Genomic DNA, 16,844 nt, shown 5'->3' with positions numbered 1-16,844 from the left:
CCATGGGCCGTTGCGGTGAACAAGTCCGCGATCACTAGTGCGAGGTTCGGTCACCATGATAAGAAGATCGCTTCCTTTGACGACCCCTGAATCGCTTGGTACTGTTTCAAAGTGACATTGAAGGGATTACGAGTTCGGTTGTCACAAGGGGACTGGGGAAAGTATGACTTCTTCCGAGCGTGCAGTTGATCGTGCAGTCGGATACATGTTCGAGAATTTCAATGAAAAGGTGACAGTCGAAGATCTGGCGCGAGTCGCCATGTTCAGCAAGTTTTATTTCACAAGAATGTTTCAGCGAGTGACCGGAATTTCCCCTGGGCGTTTCCTCACCGCCATCAGGCTGCAAGAGGCCAAACGGCTGCTGCTGACGACCTCCATCAACGTGATCGAAGTGAGCCATTTGGTCGGCTACTCCAGCGTCGGCACCTTCAGCACGACGTTCAGCAAGGCGGTCGGGGTCTCGCCGACCGAGTACCGGAGTGGCGGCGGGGTCGCCCAGCTGCGCTGCCAGGGCAGGACCAGCAGGAACAGCCACAATCCGGGCGTGGTGCACGGGAAGGTCACGGCACAGCACCCGGACGAACTCGGCGTGGTGTTCGTAGGCGTGTTCCCTGGCCGCATCCCCCAAGGACGCCCGGTCAAGTGCACCGTGCTCGACAGGCCGGGCCACTTTCGCATCGACGACGTTCCGAGCGGGGAATGGTACGTGCTGTCGCACTCGTTGTCCAAGGACCGCAATGAGGTTTTACGTGTCCCGCTCGATGACGACCTCGGGTTGTCGGTTGGCGCATATGGCCCCATAACAGTAGGCGCCGGCGCCTCCTGTGGGCCAGTGCATCTGACCCTCACGCCCAAGCGAATGATCGATCCCCCAGTGGTGCTCGCCCTGCTGGAAATCAGGTCGTCGATACTCACGGAAGTCGGATAGCCTTCCGGCTTCACCTTTTCGCGGCTTTCGGCACGAAATACAAGAATTGCTCGGATTCGCTCCGAGCCTCTCTTGTATTTCGATACCGCGCATCGTGCCCGCCGCGAGCGGACCGGGCCACCGGGCCTACAGCGGCACGTTTCCGTGTTTCCGCCGGAAAGGTTGCCTTCTCTTGTCCCGCAACATGGCCAGCCCCTTGGCGATCAGGGACCGGGTCTCCGCCGGGTCGATCACGTCGTCCACCAGGCCCCGCTCGGCCGCGTAGTACGGATGGACCAGCTGTTCGGTGTAGTGCGCCAGCAGCTCGGCACGCAGCTCCCGCTGGTCTTCGACGGCGGCGAGTTCGCGGCGGAACAGGATGTCCACCGCCCCCTCCGCGCCCATCACGGCGATCTCGTTGGTGGGCCAGGCCAAGGACAGGTCGTTGCCCACCGAGCGGGAGTCCATGACGATGTAGGCGCCGCCGTATGCCTTTCGCAGGATCACCTGGATGCGTGGCACGGTCGCCTCGCAATAGGCGTAGAGCAGCTTCGCTCCGTGACGGATGATGCCCCCGCGCTCCTGTTCGCTGCCGGGCAGGAAGCCCGGTACGTCCACCAGGGTGACCAGAGGTATACCGAAGGCGTCACAGAAACGCACGAAGCGTGCCGCCTTCTGTGCCGCGTCGGCGTCCAGTACTCCGGCGAGCACGATCGGCTGGTTGCCGACGATCCCCACCACCTCACCGTCGACGCGGGCGAACGCGCACACGATGTTGGCCGCCCAGCCCTCGTGCAGTTCGAAGTACGCGCCGTCGTCGGTCACCTCCGCGATCACGTCACGGACGTCGTAGGGCTTGGCCGGATCCGCGGGCACGATCTCGGCCAGCCGGGGGCGCACGTCCGTGTCCGCGCCCGACGCGGCGGAGCGAGGTGGCAGTTCCATGTTGTTGGACGGCAGCAGCGAGACCAGGTGACGGACATCTTCCAGGCAACTCGGTTCGTCGTCGTACACGAAGGTCGCCACCCCCGAGGACTCGCCGTGCACCCCGGCCCCGCCGAGTTCCTCGTGACTGACGTGCTCGCCGGTGACGGCCTTCACGACCGCGGGGCCGGTCAGGTACATCTTCGCGATGTCACGGACCATGAAGGTGAAGTCGGCCAGCGCGGGCGAGTAGGTGGCGCCGCCCGCACAGGGGCCGAGCACCACGCTGATCTGGGGGATGATGCCCGAGGCGGCGACCTGACGGCGAAAGATCCCGCCGTAGCCGTGCAACGCCATCACCCCTTCCTGGATCCGCGCACCGCCGCTGTCGTTCAGCCCGATCAACGGCGAACCGGTCTCCAGCGCCAGATCCATCACCTTGTGGATCTTCGCCGCGTGCGCTTCGCCCAGTGAGCCGCCGAAAATGGAGAAGTCTTGGGCGTAGACGAACACCTGGCGGCCCTCGATCGTCCCGGATCCCACGACCACGCCGTCGGTCCGCGGCCGCTCACGGGGACTCAACGGACCTGTCGGCAGCTGCCGGCGATGCAGGCCGAGTTCGACGAACGATCCTTCGTCGAGCAGGAGGTCCAGTCGCTCCCGTGCGGTGCGCTTCCCGCTCGCGCGCTGTCGTTCCACGGCCGGGTGGCCGCCGGCGAGCGTGTTCCGGTGCAGGCTGTCCCGCCGTTCGCGCAGCTCGCGCATCGACACGACCGAGGCGACACGCTCTTCGAACGGGATCCTCGGACCGGCTTCTCGCTCGAAGGTGCTCAAGACGAGATCACCGGCCACGGCGTTCTGTCCACTTTGGTCCCTTCCCGGGCGGTGCCCGGAGATCCGGTGGCCTGCATCAGGTTCCTCCTCGGTCGAGCCGGGTCACGCCCTGCCCTTGGTCCGTCTGCCCGAAGGCTCCGCCGAAAAAGACGAGCGCGTCGTGCCCGGCGCCCACGGTGGACGCCAGGACCGACCCGACGAAGATGGAGTGGTCCCCACCCTGGTGCCCGTCGACCAGTTCGCACTCGAGCCAGGCGAGCGCGCCGGTCAGCAGAGGGGCGCCGGTACGCGGACCCGGTACCCACTCCACGGGGTCGAACTGGGCGGCGCCCAAGGGCCGCGACCGGCCGGCGAAGTACTTCGCCAGATCTTGTTGCCGGGCACCCAGCACGGATACGCCGAACGACCCGGTGGCGGTGATCGCCTCGTGCATCACCGCCGCCCGGGACACACAGCACAGCACCAGCGGCGGTTCGAGCGACACCGAGGTGAACGCGTTGGCGGTCATCCCGTGCACCCGTTCGCCACCCGTGGTGAGGACCGTGACCCCGGTGGCGAACCGGGACATCGTCTCGCGGAACCGGGTGGGTACCGGGTTCCTGGCGAGTACCGGGGAGCCGCGCCTCGGCCCCGGTGTGACCTCGCCGCTCATCAGGGGCTCACCGCCGCCGTCGACACCGCATAAGGCGCGAGCGCGTCGCGGAGCGCTTCAGGAACCCTGGTCGGGACTGTCGCCGTGTTGGGGCCTCGCATGCAAGCGATGCGTTGACGGCCCTGGGCGACCAGCGTCTCTTCGCCGTCCCGCCCCAGCAGTACGTAGTCGAAGGTGAACTGGATCTGCGTCTGCGTCAGTTCCTCGAGCCGCATCCGCACCGCCAGTTCGTCGAAGGCGGTGATCTCCGCGAAGAACTCGCAATCGACCTTGAGCGTGAAGAGCTTGAGGTCGTCGCGCACCTCCTCCAGCACCGTTGGCGCCCTGTCTTTGAGGAACATCTCGCGGCATCGTCCCTGCCAGCGCAGATAGTTCACGTAGTAGACGTTGCCGACCAGGTTCGTCTCCTCGAACCCGACGATGTGACGGATCTCGTAGTACCCGGACATGTCACCACTCCTTCCCCACCAGCACGGCGAACACCACCGGCTCGACCACCCCGGAGATCGTCGTCACCCAGGTGGCGATGCGGGTGTCGCCGGCGGAAAGCACCGTCCAGCCCTGGGGCAGCACCCGGTCCACGGTCAGCGCCTGACCGGCCGAACCCGCTTTGCGCACGCACTCGAGCGCGCTCCAGACGCGGGTGCCCGCCACCGCCACGTCGTCCGCCGACACGGAGCACAGCAGGTCGCGGACCGCGACGCCGTCCGGCCCCAGGAGGCCCGCCCAGTCGGCTTCGGCGCGGGACAGAACCGTTTCGATGTCGCAACCCAGCCGCCCCTCGCCCACCACCGCCATGGTCAGCCCGGCGGTGTGGGAAGCCGAGATGACCGCGCCGTCGGTCTCGGGGCGCCCGTCCGGCCGGTACCGCACCTGGACGGGGCGGCCCAGCGCCCGGCTCACGGCGAGCTTCGTCTGCGCCCGCCGCTCCGCGGGCGGACCCGCGTCCGTCCGGACCGGGTCGGGTTCGACCACCACCGTGCGCCCACCCCCGAGCACGTCTTCGAGGGAGCGTTCGAGATACGGCCCCAGCAGCGACGGCACCCACGGGCCGGCGCCGTCGCGTTTGCGGACCGCCCTGAGCTTGAGACCTTCCCATCGTTCGACCAGAATGCCGACCTGGTTGCGGACGTCGATGTCGTAGATGTAGCTGTCCCCGTCCTGTGACCGCTCACGCGCGTCGAGAACGACGTATGGCGTGTTCTGGTCCTCCACTTCGGACAGATGGAGCCGGTCGACGCGTTCGGGCAGCAACGTGGCGTCGGGGACGCAGCACTGCAAAGCGTGCATCATCGTGTCACGGGTGCCAGGGTCGGCCAGTACCAGTTCCTGCGGCAGGAACGGCGCGAACCACGCCGAAGTCGTGCTCGTCGAGACTTCGGCGACGGCACGTCGCGCTCCGACGCGCCGGTAGGCCTGTAGCCGTTGGAACCGCTTTCCCTGGAACAGCACCCCGCCGTAGAGGTCGCTGACCGGTTCCACCGGGACCAGCGGCAGATCAGGCTCGGCCCCGTCGACCACCGCCACCAGCCGGGGACGCGGATACCTCAGGGTGGCCCGGAAGTGGTCGGCGCTGAAGCCCGTCTCGGCACTGCGGATGACCACTTCCACCGTCGAGGCGTCCCGTACGAGCGCCGCGAACCGGACGGTCGTGACACCGCCGGGGCGCACGACGATCGGGCGCAGGAACTCGGCGTTTTCGAGCAGGGGCGAGCTCCGGTGCCCGACGGCCGCGGCGCCGACCTGCGCCATCGCCTCCATGCCCAGCACCGCCGGGAACAGGTAGTCGCCGTCGAGCAGATGATCGGCGAGGTACGGGTCGCTGCCCGCGCTCAGATCGGCTTCGGTGACGAGTTCGACATCCGGGTAGTGCACGAGAACCCGGTCGGTGAACCGGCGCAGCGGCAGTTCGGGGCGGGGCAGGTTCAGCGTCGGCTGCCCGCCGAGCCTGCCCGAAACGACCAGCACCGGTCCTGCCGACGGGTCGCCCAGCACCTGGCGCAGCACCGCGATTCCCTCTTCGGTCGAGATCGGCGTGATCCCGTCACGCATCAGCGCCTCCACCACGCCCAGCCGCTCCCCCATGCCCGCACCGGACCACACCGACCACTCGAGCGCGAGCGCCCTGGCCCGCGGGTGCTCCCGCTGGAACCGCACGGTCAGCTCGGACATCCAGTCGTTAGCGGTGGCGTAGTGCGCTTCCCCGCGTAGACCGGCACGGCCGATGACGCTGCCGAAGGTCAGCAGCAGCTTGAGCCGGTCCTGGTCGACCGCGGCCAGTACGTTCCGCAGCCCCGAGACCTTCGGCGCCAAGGTCGCGCTGAACTCCTCCGGGGTCAGCGAGCCGATCGCGGCGGGCATGTTGCGCCCGGCGCCGTGGAGAACGGCCGTGACGGCACCCAGGCCGGCTTTGATCCGGGCCACCCCGGCCGCGACCTCCGCCGCCGAGGTGACGTCGACCTGTTCGTACTGGTACTCGACTCCCGCGGCGTCCATTCTGGACAGGTTCGCGGCGAGTTCGGTGTCCTCGTGCACCGCTGCCCTGCCGAACAGGGCCAGCCTGGCACCGCTGTCCATGGCGATGGCCAGCGCGCACTCGGCGGTGATGCCCTTGCCGCCCCCGGTCGCCAGCACCACGTCGGTGGCGTCCAAAGGGGACGGTCCGGCCCGGTCCGGCGGCATCGCGGTGAGCGCCGGCACTGTCCGGGTGCCGTCCACCGCGTAGCGCACCGCGGTGTATTCCGTGGTCGCGGCGACCTCGGTGGCCACCAGTGCTGCCGCCGCCTCGCCCGCGATCGCCGGGTCGTCGAAGGTGATCACGGTCGTGGGTGTGGTGCCCGACTCCAGGAACAGCGTCCTGGCCAGCCCGTCCGCACCCAGCCCGTGCTGGACCACCGCGAACCGGCTGCCCGCGGACGCGGCCAACGCCGCCCGTGCCGCTTCGAGGAACAGTCCTGAATGCGACTCGTCGCACTCGGTCGGCAGGCACAGCAACACACCCTCGCCGACGGCCGAGGCTTCGAGCGCCCCGCGCACGGGTTCGGCGAGGGGATGACCCGCCACCGTGTGAACGGTCCAGGAGCCGGGGGCGGCGCTCGTCGCGTCGTCGGCCGCGGGGACGGGTTCGGCGACTTCGCCGACAGAGAAGGCCCGCACCCAGGTCGCGACACCGGGCGGCTCCGCGTTGTCCGGCGACTCGTCCGCCTGGGCGGTCGCGGCCAGCTCGTCGATCATCTTCGCGAGCTCACCGATGCTCACCGTGGCGAAGTTCGTCGTCGCGGCCAGCGCCGGACGGCCCAGCTCCCTGGTCACGTCGTTGATCAGCTGGCCGACCGTGATCGAGCTCAGATGCAGGTCGTCGAGCGGATGAGTGTCCGGGCCGACGACATCGGGCGGGAGTTCCAGCCGGTCGGCGACCAGTTTGCACAGCAGGTCGAGCGTCGACTGACCGATGCCGGACGCGAGGACGGCCGTCTCGGCGGGCGCTTCCTCCGGGAGCATGGTCTGCCCGATCGAGCTCTCCGGGGCCTCCTCACAGGGACTGGCCAGGAAGGTGAACCCACCGTCGAGCGGGAACGGCCGAACGACCCGGCCCTCGAAGAGCGCCTCGGCGTCCACCGGCGCGCCCGCGGTGAACGCCGCCGCGACGATCCGCAGCAGCGGGACGAGTGACGGGTTGTCGGTGTCGAGGGACAGCACCGGTTTGTCCGGCGCGATCTCGGCCAGCAGGCCGCCGAGCACCCGGCCGGGCCCCAGCTCGAGCACCAGGTCAGCCTGGCCGGCGGCCTCGGCGGCCGCCTGGTGGAACCGCACCGGGGCCAGGACCTGCTCGCGCAGCAACGCCCGCAGGTCGGTCCCCGCGGTAAGGGCCGTGCCGGTCACGGTGGAGATCACCCGGCCGGTCAACGGCGCGAAGTCGAACTCGGCGAGACGCTCGGTCATCGCCTCGGCCGCGGGCGCGACGAGCGGTGAGTGGAACGCGTGGGAGACCGCGATCCGGGTGGCGGTGACCCCGGCCGCGGCCGCTCGAGCGCAAACCCGCTCGATCGCCGCGACAGCGCCGGACAGCACAGTCTGGGAGGGCCCGTTGAACCCGGCGATGACGACGTCCTCGCCTTCGGCCAGCCGTGCCGCGTCGTCCGGGCCGGTCGCGAGACCCGCCATCGTGCCGCCACCGCGGCTGGCCGCGGCCATGACTTCGCCGCGCACCGCGGCCAGACGCAGCACCTGCGCGGTGTCCAGGGCGCCGCCCCAATGCAGCGCGCTCAGTTCGCCGAGGCTGTGCCCCGCCGCGACAGCACCCTCGATTCCGAGGCGCCGCAACACTTCTAGCGCGCCCACCGCTCCCGCCACGATCCTCGGCTGGGCGACCTGCGTCGCGACCTGGTCGCCGTTCCCGGACAGCCCCACCGTCACGAAAGGCTCGTCGGCCTCTTCGAACCGCCGCCGGAGAGCACCGGCAGTGCCCTTGCCCGAGCCCTGCCCCGGGAAGAGGAAGGCGATCGCCGGTGGGCGGGCCGACTGGTCGAGGAAGAGGCCTTCACCCGGTTCGAAGACGGTGGCCTCCCCCGCGTCGATCCGGTCGAGCAGACCGGCGAGGCGCTTCTCCGCTTCTTCGGGGTTCGCCGCCACCACGGCGGCGCGGACGGCGGCACCGGTGAGTTCACCGGCCAGAACCGCCGCGACGTCGGCCAGTTCGGCGAACGCGAGTTTGCCCGCGACCGCGGCGGCCCTCGCGATCCGCTCCCGCAGCTCCGCGGTGTCGGCCGCGTCGAACAGCCAGACCTCGGCGTCCTGGCGTCCGGCCGCGGCGTTCGCGGTCCAGCCGTCCAGCTCGGCGCGGCGCGTGACACCACGCGGCTCCTCGACCGCGATGTGGGTGTTGATCCCGCCGAAGCCCATCGCCGAGACCCCGGCCCGGACAGGCTCGCTCGTGGGCCACAGTTCAGGGCTGCGCGGCAGGTACAGCGCGGCGGAGTCGTCGAGCAGCTTCGGGTGCGGTTCGCCGAACCCGGTGCCCGGCGGGATGACCTGGTGGTACACCGCGAGGGACGCCTTGATCAGGCCGGCGACCCCGGCAGCGGCCTTGGTGTGCCCGAGGTTGCCCTTCACGGTGCTGAGCGCGGCCGGACGGGCCGACGGCCCCGCGTCCCGGCGTGCCGAAGACAACGCGTCGATCTCCGTGGCGTCGCCGAGAGCGGTCCCGGTGCCGTGCCCCTCGAAGTAGGAGACCGACTCCAACCCGTAGCCCGCCCGGCGGTAGGCGCGCGAGAGCGCGAGCCGGTGGCCGTCCGCCTCGGGCCGGGTGATCCCACCCTTGCCGTCGGAGGAGACGCCCCAGCCGGTGATCGTGGCGTAGATCCGCTTCCCTTGCTCGATCGCGTCGGACTCCCGCATCAGCACCAGCTGTCCCGACCCCTCCCCCGGCCAGAAACCGTTGGAGTCCTTGGAATAGACCTTCATCTCACTCTTGGCGAGCGCACCGGTCTTGGCGAACCCGATCACCTCGAAGGGATCGATGGACAGGTCGACCCCACCGGCCAGCACGACATCGAGGTCACCATCCTCCAGCGCCTTCGCCGCCGTGGCGACGGACAGCAGCGAGGAAGAGCACGCGCCGTCGACCGTGTAGCCGCCACCGCCCAGGTCGAAGTGGTTGCAGATCCGGCCGGCGATGGTGTTCGCCAGTCCCCCGGCCAGCGAGTCCTCGTTGATCGGCGGGAACGGTTCCTTGTAGCGGGTTTCAAACTCGCGGAGGAACTCGCCCGACTCCTCCGGGGTCCATCCCTTCTCCGCCAGCGCCGCCGCGAGCGTCCGGCGGACGTACGGCCAGCGGAGCCGCATGATGTTGGCGCGGGAGAACTCCCCGGTGAGGCTGTTGCCGAGAACAACGCCCGTCGACTGCCGCGGAAGCCCCTCACCGTCGGCGTAACCCGCGTCGGTCAGCGCCTGCGCGGCGACGTCGAGTGCGAGCCAGTGGGTCAGATCCGTCGCGCGGTAGGTTCCACCGGACACCTTGTAACGTGCCCGGTCGAACTCGAAGTCGCGCAGTACAGCGGCTTTCGCCGAATAGAACCGGTCCGGCGCCGCCGGGTCCGGCGAGTAGTAGTCCGCGTGGTTCATCCGCTCGTCCGGCAGCCGCCGGAAGGCTCGGCGTCCTGCCAGCACGTTCTCCCACAGTTCGCGGGGCGAGCCCGCGTCCGGGTAGCACAGCCCGATACCGACGATCGCGATCCTGGTGCTGCTCACGCTTTCACCACCTCCACGGTGATTGCCCGTTGACCGGCCGGTTCCACCGCCATCGATCCGCCTCGGCCGGCATTCGTTTAATCGCGATGGAACGCAGAACATGGATCCCCTTACTCGGTGCGGAGAATTCCATTCGGCACGCGGCGACGGCGGATCGACACTCATCGGCGGCGTGCACCCTTGATGTCCACAGTCTGCCCCAGGCAGGCGAAACCTCCGCCTTCAGCCGTGCCCACCGAAACGACGGACAAGACACAACAATGTTCTCGAATTAATCGCGAAACCCGCTGACACGCACGACGACCGCCCAGGACCCCTTCGGATCAATCTCCTCGGACGAGTGAACGAGCGTCACACAAGGATCCGCCGTTTACTCGTTTATCGGGCACCCCCACCCGATGGTCGCAACGGCGTCCCGTTTGGCGGAGCGGCCTGGCCAGGCGATACTCACCGAAAGTGACCCAGCTGGGCCGTTCGCCTGCCTAACGACTTCACGTCTGCCCTTATTCGCGACGACCATTCGAAACAAATGCGGAAGTCGGTAGCATGGATCACTCAGCCGCGCGAAGTGGGGCGGCGCATCGAAACACAAGGGACATTTCCCCCGGTTCCCGCCTGTCGCGGAAACACCTTCTGCCACCGCGTGTTCATCCACGTGGCACGCGCTCCTGACAATTGAATCAAAACGAAGAAGCGGGCATGGCTTGAGATGACGCCACCGACCGCTTGAGCCACGATCACTTATCAGGAGGAACCATGCCCACCACATCAGGTTCACTGCGCAGACTCGCCCTGACCCCCGCGCTGAGTGAAGTCTCCTTCGCCACCCGCGGTTTCACCGTGACGGATTCCGACGCCGTCCGCAGGCTGGAAGCGATACCGCAGGCGGTCGTCTGCGGATTCGAATGGGGTATAGACACGCGAAGCCTGTGGGAACTCGAACGCAAACTCGAGCTGATCGAACCGGAAATGCGTGGGTTCGCCTACGAGGGAGCCACCATGGCGTTCACCGTGCTCGACGCGATGGGCGGCGGGCACCGCACCCGCGACCTCCTCCGGGGGCCGGGGGCACCGCATCTTCTGCTCGCCTACATCGGGATCGGTTTCGCCATGGCGAAACTGCCGAGAATGCTGTGGAAGAAGGTACTGCCGTCACTGGACGACTCGCTGTTCCACCCGACCATGAGCTGGCTGGCGGTCGACGGTTACGGGTTCGATCTCGCCTACTTCGACAAGAAACGCTGGGTGGACCGCCAGGAGGTACCCAAGCCTTATCCCTGGCAGGGGACGCCGGACTACTTCACCCGCGCGGTGGACCAAGGCATCGGCCGGGCGCTGTGGTTCATGCACGGCGGGGTCCCGGAGGCGGTGACCGCCGCCGTCACCAGGTTCCCCGACCCGCGCCACGCCGATCTCTGGTCGGGCGTGGGCCTGGCCGCCACTTTCGCCGGCGGGTGCGCCGAACCCGGCCTGATCGCGCTGAGAAAGGCATCCGGCGGCCATGCGGCGTCGGTGGCGGTGGGGTCGGTCTTCGCGGTCAGTGCCCGCACACTGGCGGGATACAGCCCGCCGCACACCGAAGTCGTCAGCAGGGCCTTGACCGGCCACAGTCCCGGCGAGCTACTCGAAGTGGCGGGCGCTGCAGCCGTCACCACCGGCGAGAACGGCGTGCCCGCCTACGAACTCTGGCGACGCGGGATCCGTGACAGGTTCGCGGAACCGGCCACGCCACGGGAAAAGCTGTCCCGTTCCGAAAAGTAGAAAACCCGAAAAGCAGAAAACGTCAACCCGGTGCCCGCGGCACCGGAATCAGCATGCTGCCCGAAAACGAATCGCATTCCAGTCCACGAGCGGAGAATCCATTGGCCGCCATGTTCAGAGCACTCAGGCGACAAATCCTGACACCAGGCGTCAAGGCGACACAGGTCGAAACACGCGGGTTTCACGTGAAGACAGCGGCCAGCAAGGACTTGCTGGAAACCGTGGGTAGGACATTCCTCACCGGGTACGGATTCGCCGCGGAGGCTCGTACGGTCGCCGAGGCGGAGACCGAATTGGAACAGGTGCCGTCACGCTTCCGCGGCTTCGCCTACGAAGGCGCGGCGATGGGCTTCGCCGTCATGGACGCGTTGCCCCTGACCAGCGGCCGCCGGGTCCTCGACGCGCTGGCCGCCCGAAGCTCACAACACGTCTACATGGCCTACATCGGCGTGGGGTGGGCGCTGGCGAGGCTTCCCCGGTTCCTCTGGCCCGACATCACCGCGTACGACCCGTTGCTCCGCTGGCTCCTCCTCGACGGCTACGGGTTCCACCAAGCCTACTTCCACACCGCCAAGTACGTCGGGGAGCAGTTCGTCGACGGCGCGTTCTCCTGGCCGGACGAACCGGCCTCGTATGCCGACCGGGTACTCGACCAGGGCATCGGGCGGGCTTTGTGGTTCGTCTGCGGCACGGACGCCGAACGGGTCTGCACCCAGATCGAAGGGTTCGCGCCACGGCGGCACGAAGACCTCTACAGCGGAGCGGCCCTCGCGGCCACCTACGCGGGCGGCGTGGACAGGGAAGAACTCCAACTGCTGCGGAAGCGGTCTGGCGAACACTGGCCACTCGTCGCGCAGGCCAGCGCCTTCGCCGCCGAAGCCCGCGTCCGAGCGGGACTGGTGGTCCCGCACACCGGCGTCGCCACCGAGATCCTCTGCGGCATGAACCCGCACGAGGCCGCCGAACTCACCGTCCGCGCCCGCCCGGGCTCGGCCGAGCCGCAAGCCGGAGTCGCCGCCTACGAGATCTGGCGCCGGCAGACAGCCGACCAATTCGTCTCTCTCGGAAGGTGTTGACCGATGACCACGACGTTCGGCCCGCTGCGCAAGCAGCTACCCGGCATCCTCGCGGTGGTGCTGCTGGTGATCGGATACCTGCTGGTGCGCCTCCCGGTCGCCGCCTCCGCCGATCAGGACCGCATGGCGAGCAAGTACGCGTTCACCCCGATGACGATCGCGCTGCCCGCCGCGGCCAAGCACCAGAGCATCCGCAAGGTGAACAAGGACTACGAGCACATTCGCGCGTGGATCTCCTCGGTCGGCGCGGCGGTCGCGATGAACGACCTCGACGGTGACCGCCGCGCCAACGACCTGTGCCTGGTCGACCCGCGCAGCGACCAGGTCGTGATCACCCCGACGCCGGGCGCGGGCAGCGACCGCTACGCCCCGTTCGCACTGGACCCGGCACCGCTGCCGACGAGCGACATCATGGCGCCCATGGGCTGCGTGCCCGGCGACTTCAACGAGGACGGCCGGATGGACCTGCTGGCCTACTACTGGGGCCGCACGCCGATCCTCTACCTCGCCAAGCCCACCGCCACCCGGCTCGACGCCACCACCTACCAGGCCACCGAACTGGTGCCCGGCGACAACTCCGACGCCGGGCGCTACACGGGTCCACTGTGGAACACCAACGCCGCCACGGTCGGCGACTTCGACGGTGACGGGCACCAGGACATCTTCATCGGCAACTACTTCCCCGACGGTCCGGTGCTCGACGACCGCGTGAGCACCGGGGTCGAGATGAACCACTCGATGTCACACGCCCACAACAGCGGCGGCAAGTACCTGTTCCGCTGGACCGGGGCGAGCGGCGGCGACCGGCCGAGCGCCAATTTCAAGTGCTTCGACAACGTGCTGCCAGGGCTGGCGAACACCGGCTGGTCGCTCGCGGCCAGCGCGACCGACCTCGACGGCGATCTGTTGCCGGAACTCTACGTCGCCAATGACTTCGGCCCGGATCACTTGCTGTACAACCAGTCCAAGCCCGGCCAGTTCGCCTTCACCGACGTGATCGGGGCGCACACCCCGGGGGTGCCCAAGTCCAAACGGCTCGGCAACGACTCGTTCAAGGGCATGGGCGTGGACTTCGGCGACCTGAATCACGACGGCCTCAACGACGCGTTCGTCAGCAACATCACCACCACGTTCGGCATCCAGGAAAGCAACTACCACTTCATGGCCGACGCCAAGGACCACGCCGGGATGCGGGCCGAGATGAACAAGGGCGTGGCACCCTACGCCGACCGCAGCACGGAAGCGGGGACCGCCTGGTCCGGCTGGGGCTGGGACGTCAAGATCGCCGACTTCGACAACAGCGGTGACCCGGCGATCGCGCAGGCCACCGGCTTCGTCAAGGGCGCGGTCAACCGCTGGCCGCAGCTTCAGGAACTCGCGACGGCGAACGACGGACTGCTCGACAATCCGTTGTGGTGGCCCAATCTCAAGGCGGGCGACGACCTCGCCGGTGACCAGACGCTGCACTTCTTCGTCAAGGGTTCCGACGGCCGCTACACCGACCTCGCGCCGAAGCTCGGGCTGGCCGTACCGGTGCCCACCCGGGGCATCGCCACCGGCGACGCCGACGGTGACGGCCGCCTCGACCTCGCCGTCGCCCGGCAGTGGGAAGCGCCGGTGTTCTACCACAACGACAGTCCGGACACAGGCTCCTTCCTCGGCTTGCGGCTTTCCCACGACGCACCGTCCTCGGCCGGACCTTCCGCCGCCACCGGCTCGCCGGTGATCGGCGCCGAGGCGACCGTCACCACCGCGGACGGGCGCAAGCTCATCGGCCGAGTGGACGGCGGCAGCGGTCACTCCGGCAAACGCAGTCACGAGCTGCACATCGGCCTCGGCGAAAAGGTGTCCGGGCCGGTACAGGTCCACCTGCAATGGCGCGACCGCACCGGTCAGGTGCGGCAGCAGGACCTGTCGTTGAACGCGGGCTGGCACGACCTGCGGCTCGGCGCGCAAGCCGAACCCCTGAAGAAATGAGGTGACCGACATGACCGAGCACGCAACCGACGCCCATACGAAGAACGGCGTCCAGAACGGCAAGAGCACCGCTCCGCGGCACGATCCGAAAGTGATCACGGCCCTGCGGCGGTTCGCCATCTCGATCACGATCTTCAACATCCTCGGCTACACCTTGCTGGGCTTCGAACAACCCTGGTCGTGGCCGCTGGTCGCGCTGGCCACCGCCTACGCCACCGAAATCGTCCTGGAGCTCGTCGGCGCGAGGATGGAAGGGCGGGCGACCCGCTTCGCCGGCGGGGGGCCCAAGGGAATGATGGAGTTCCTGTTCCCGGCCCATATCACCGGCCTCGCGCTCAACATGCTGACCTACGTCAACGACCACATCGAAGTGATGGTGTTCGGTGTCGTGGTCGCGGTCAGTGCGAAATGGATCCTGCGGGCACCGGTACGCGGTCGGCTGCGGCACTACATGAACCCGTCGAACCTCGGGATCTGCGTCATCCTGCTGCTGTTCCCGTGGGCGAGCATCGCCCCGCCCTACCACTTCACCGAGAACGTGGACACCTGGATCGGCTGGCTGATCGTGGCGATCATCCTGATCTCCGGGACCATCCTCAACGCGAAGCTGACCGGCCGGATGTGGTTGATCGGGGCCTGGCTGGCCACGTTCGCCCTGCAAGCGATCGTGCGAGGCTGGCTGTTCGACACCTCCATCCCGGCGGCGCTCGGCATGATGACCGGTGTCGCGTTCGTGCTCTTCACCAACTACATGGTCACCGACCCTGGCACCACTCCCTCGAAACCCGCGTCGCAGGTGGCGTTCGGCTCCGGCATCGCCCTGCTCTACGGCTTCTTCATGGTCGCCCACGTGGCTTACGGCCTTTTCTTCGCCACGGCGGCGGTGTGCCTGATCCGCGGTTTGTTCTTCTGGTCGCTGCACTTCGTCGACAAGGCCAGGACACAGCGCGAAGCGGAACTGCGCGAAGCGGGATCGGGAGAAGCCGAGGCCGTGGCCCTGTCAGGCAACGGCAGCAGCAACGGCAACGGCAACGGACAGACCGGTGCGCGGCTGAAGGACGACTCCCCGGCTGTGCGCACATGACCACCAAGCTTGTGGTCCGGCGCGAGGTACCCCCAGGCCCACCGCGCCGGGCCACGCTCAACTTGCTGAGGATGCTGTTCACCGACCGGCTCGAACTGATGTCGTCGGCGGCGGAGCGGCACGGTGACGCCGTGCGGATCGCCATCGGGCCGAAGGCGATGTACCTGTTCAACCACCCGGACTACGCCAAGCACGTGCTCGCGGACAACAGCGCGAACTACCACAAGGGCATCGGCCTGGCGGAATCACGACGGGCGCTCGGTGACGGCCTGCTGACCAGCGAAGGCGACCTGTGGCGCAAACAGCGCAAGACCATCCAACCGGTCTTCCAGCACAAGCGCATCGCCCGGCAGGCGGACATCGTCGCCGACGAGGCCGGGAAACTGGTGGCCAGGCTCAGGGCACACGAACACGGCGAACCCGTCGACGTCCTGCAAGAGATGACCCAGCTGACCCTCGGGGTGCTCGGCCGGACCCTGCTGGACACCGACCTCGGCCGCTTCGACGCGGTGGGGCATTCGTTCGAAGCCGTGCAGAACCAGGCGATGTTCGAAGCCGTGACGATGAACCTGGTGCCGTCCTGGCTGCCACTGGCCAAGCAGCGCCGGTTCCGCGCGGCCCGTGACAACCTGCGCGGAGTCGCCGACAGGCTGCTGGCGGAACGTCGTCAGAGCCCGGTCCCGGGCGCCGACGACGTCCTGACCCGGCTGATCGCTTCCGCCGCCGAAGACGACGATCCGCTGACCGCCGGTCAACGGGCGCGGGACGAGCTGATCACCTTGCTGCTGGCGGGGCACGAGACCACGGCGAGCACACTCGGCTGGGCATTCGCCCTGCTCGACCGTCATCCCGAGGTGTGGGAGCGGCTGCACGCCGAAGCGGTCGAGGTGCTGGGCGACCGGCCGCCGGTCTACGCGGACCTGCACCGGCTGACCTACACCGCGGCGGTGGTGGAAGAGGTCATGCGCCTCTACCCGCCGGTGTGGCTGCTGCCCAGGATCGCGCAGGAGGCCGACGTGGTCGGCGGCTACGCGGTACCCGCCGGGGCCGACGTGATCGTCAGTCCGTACACGCTGCACCGCCATCCGGCGTTCTGGGACGCGCCGTCGAAGTTCGACCCGGACCGGTTCACCCCGGCGAACACGACCGACCGGCCCCGGTACGCCTACATCCCGTTCGGCGCCGGTCCCCGCTTCTGCGTCGGAAACAGCCTGGGCATGCTCGAAGCGGTCTTCGTCATCGCGAGTGTCGCCCGCGCGCTCAAGCTGGTCAAAACCCCCGGGTACCGCGTCGTTCCGGAAGCGATGCTTTCCCTTCGCATCCGTGACCGGCTCCCGATGTCGGTCCGCCGCGCCTGATCGCGGCATCCCGAAACTCGCC

At 68.3% G+C, this 16,844-nt stretch carries 10 protein-coding genes; 6 read left to right on the top strand and 4 right to left on the bottom strand.

Annotation, left to right across the window (positions count from 1 at the left end):
* The first annotated feature begins 205 nt into the window (after positions 1 to 205).
* Positions 206 to 928, top strand: coding sequence for a helix-turn-helix transcriptional regulator (locus ACM6LR_RS22515; protein ID WP_414944443.1), 723 nt, complete (start codon positions 206 to 208; stop codon positions 926 to 928).
* A 126-nt stretch (positions 929 to 1,054) separates the two neighbouring features.
* Here the strand turns inward: ACM6LR_RS22515 and ACM6LR_RS22510 are convergent, their stop codons facing one another.
* The 4 genes from ACM6LR_RS22510 to ACM6LR_RS22495 form a co-directional block, all read right to left on the bottom strand.
* Positions 1,055 to 2,596, bottom strand: a complete 1,542-nt coding sequence (locus ACM6LR_RS22510; RefSeq protein ID WP_414940457.1) for an acyl-CoA carboxylase subunit beta — start codon at positions 2,594 to 2,596, stop codon at positions 1,055 to 1,057.
* 145 nt (positions 2,597 to 2,741) lie between these two features.
* Positions 2,742 to 3,317 (bottom strand): flavin reductase family protein, encoded by a 576-nt coding sequence (locus ACM6LR_RS22505; protein ID WP_414940384.1) that lies wholly within the window; start codon positions 3,315 to 3,317, stop codon positions 2,742 to 2,744.
* Positions 3,317 to 3,766, bottom strand: coding sequence for an acyl-CoA thioesterase (locus ACM6LR_RS22500; RefSeq protein WP_414940383.1), 450 nt, complete (start codon positions 3,764 to 3,766; stop codon positions 3,317 to 3,319). The genes ACM6LR_RS22505 and ACM6LR_RS22500 overlap by 1 nt, the downstream gene beginning before the upstream one ends.
* A 1-nt stretch (position 3,767) precedes the next feature.
* Entirely contained in the window at positions 3,768 to 9,566 is a 5,799-nt protein-coding gene (locus tag ACM6LR_RS22495; protein ID WP_414944442.1) for an SDR family NAD(P)-dependent oxidoreductase, read from the bottom strand.
* Positions 9,567 to 10,322: 756 nt separating this feature from the next.
* On the opposite strand from ACM6LR_RS22495, the gene ACM6LR_RS22490 reads away from it, so the two are divergent.
* From ACM6LR_RS22490 to ACM6LR_RS22470, 5 genes are read left to right on the top strand one after another with little or no spacing between them, the layout of a single operon-like run.
* Positions 10,323 to 11,327 carry a DUF1702 family protein gene (locus tag ACM6LR_RS22490; RefSeq protein ID WP_414944441.1) on the top strand — a complete coding sequence of 335 codons (1,005 nt, stop codon included), beginning with the start codon at positions 10,323 to 10,325 and terminating at the stop codon, positions 11,325 to 11,327.
* A gap of 53 nt (positions 11,328 to 11,380) precedes the next feature.
* Complete coding sequence (locus tag ACM6LR_RS22485; RefSeq protein ID WP_414940380.1) at positions 11,381 to 12,403, top strand: DUF1702 family protein; 1,023 nt, start codon at positions 11,381 to 11,383, stop codon at positions 12,401 to 12,403.
* 3 nt (positions 12,404 to 12,406) lie between these two features.
* Positions 12,407 to 14,380, top strand: coding sequence for a CRTAC1 family protein (locus tag ACM6LR_RS22480; protein ID WP_414940379.1), 1,974 nt, complete (start codon positions 12,407 to 12,409; stop codon positions 14,378 to 14,380).
* Between the two features lie 10 nt (positions 14,381 to 14,390).
* Positions 14,391 to 15,464, top strand: a complete 1,074-nt coding sequence (locus tag ACM6LR_RS22475) for an enediyne biosynthesis protein (RefSeq protein WP_414940378.1) — start codon at positions 14,391 to 14,393, stop codon at positions 15,462 to 15,464.
* Entirely contained in the window at positions 15,461 to 16,822 is a 1,362-nt protein-coding gene (locus ACM6LR_RS22470) for a cytochrome P450 (protein WP_414940377.1), read from the top strand. Before ACM6LR_RS22475 ends, ACM6LR_RS22470 begins: the two co-directional genes overlap by 4 nt.
* Positions 16,823 to 16,844: the final 22 nt, after the last annotated feature.

The sequence above is a fragment of the Amycolatopsis sp. cmx-11-32 genome (assembly GCF_047608695.1).
Taxonomy (GTDB): Bacteria; Actinomycetota; Actinomycetes; order Mycobacteriales; family Pseudonocardiaceae; genus Amycolatopsis.
Note: the sequence above shows the minus strand (reverse complement) of the source record. Positions and strands in the feature narration are given on the sequence as shown.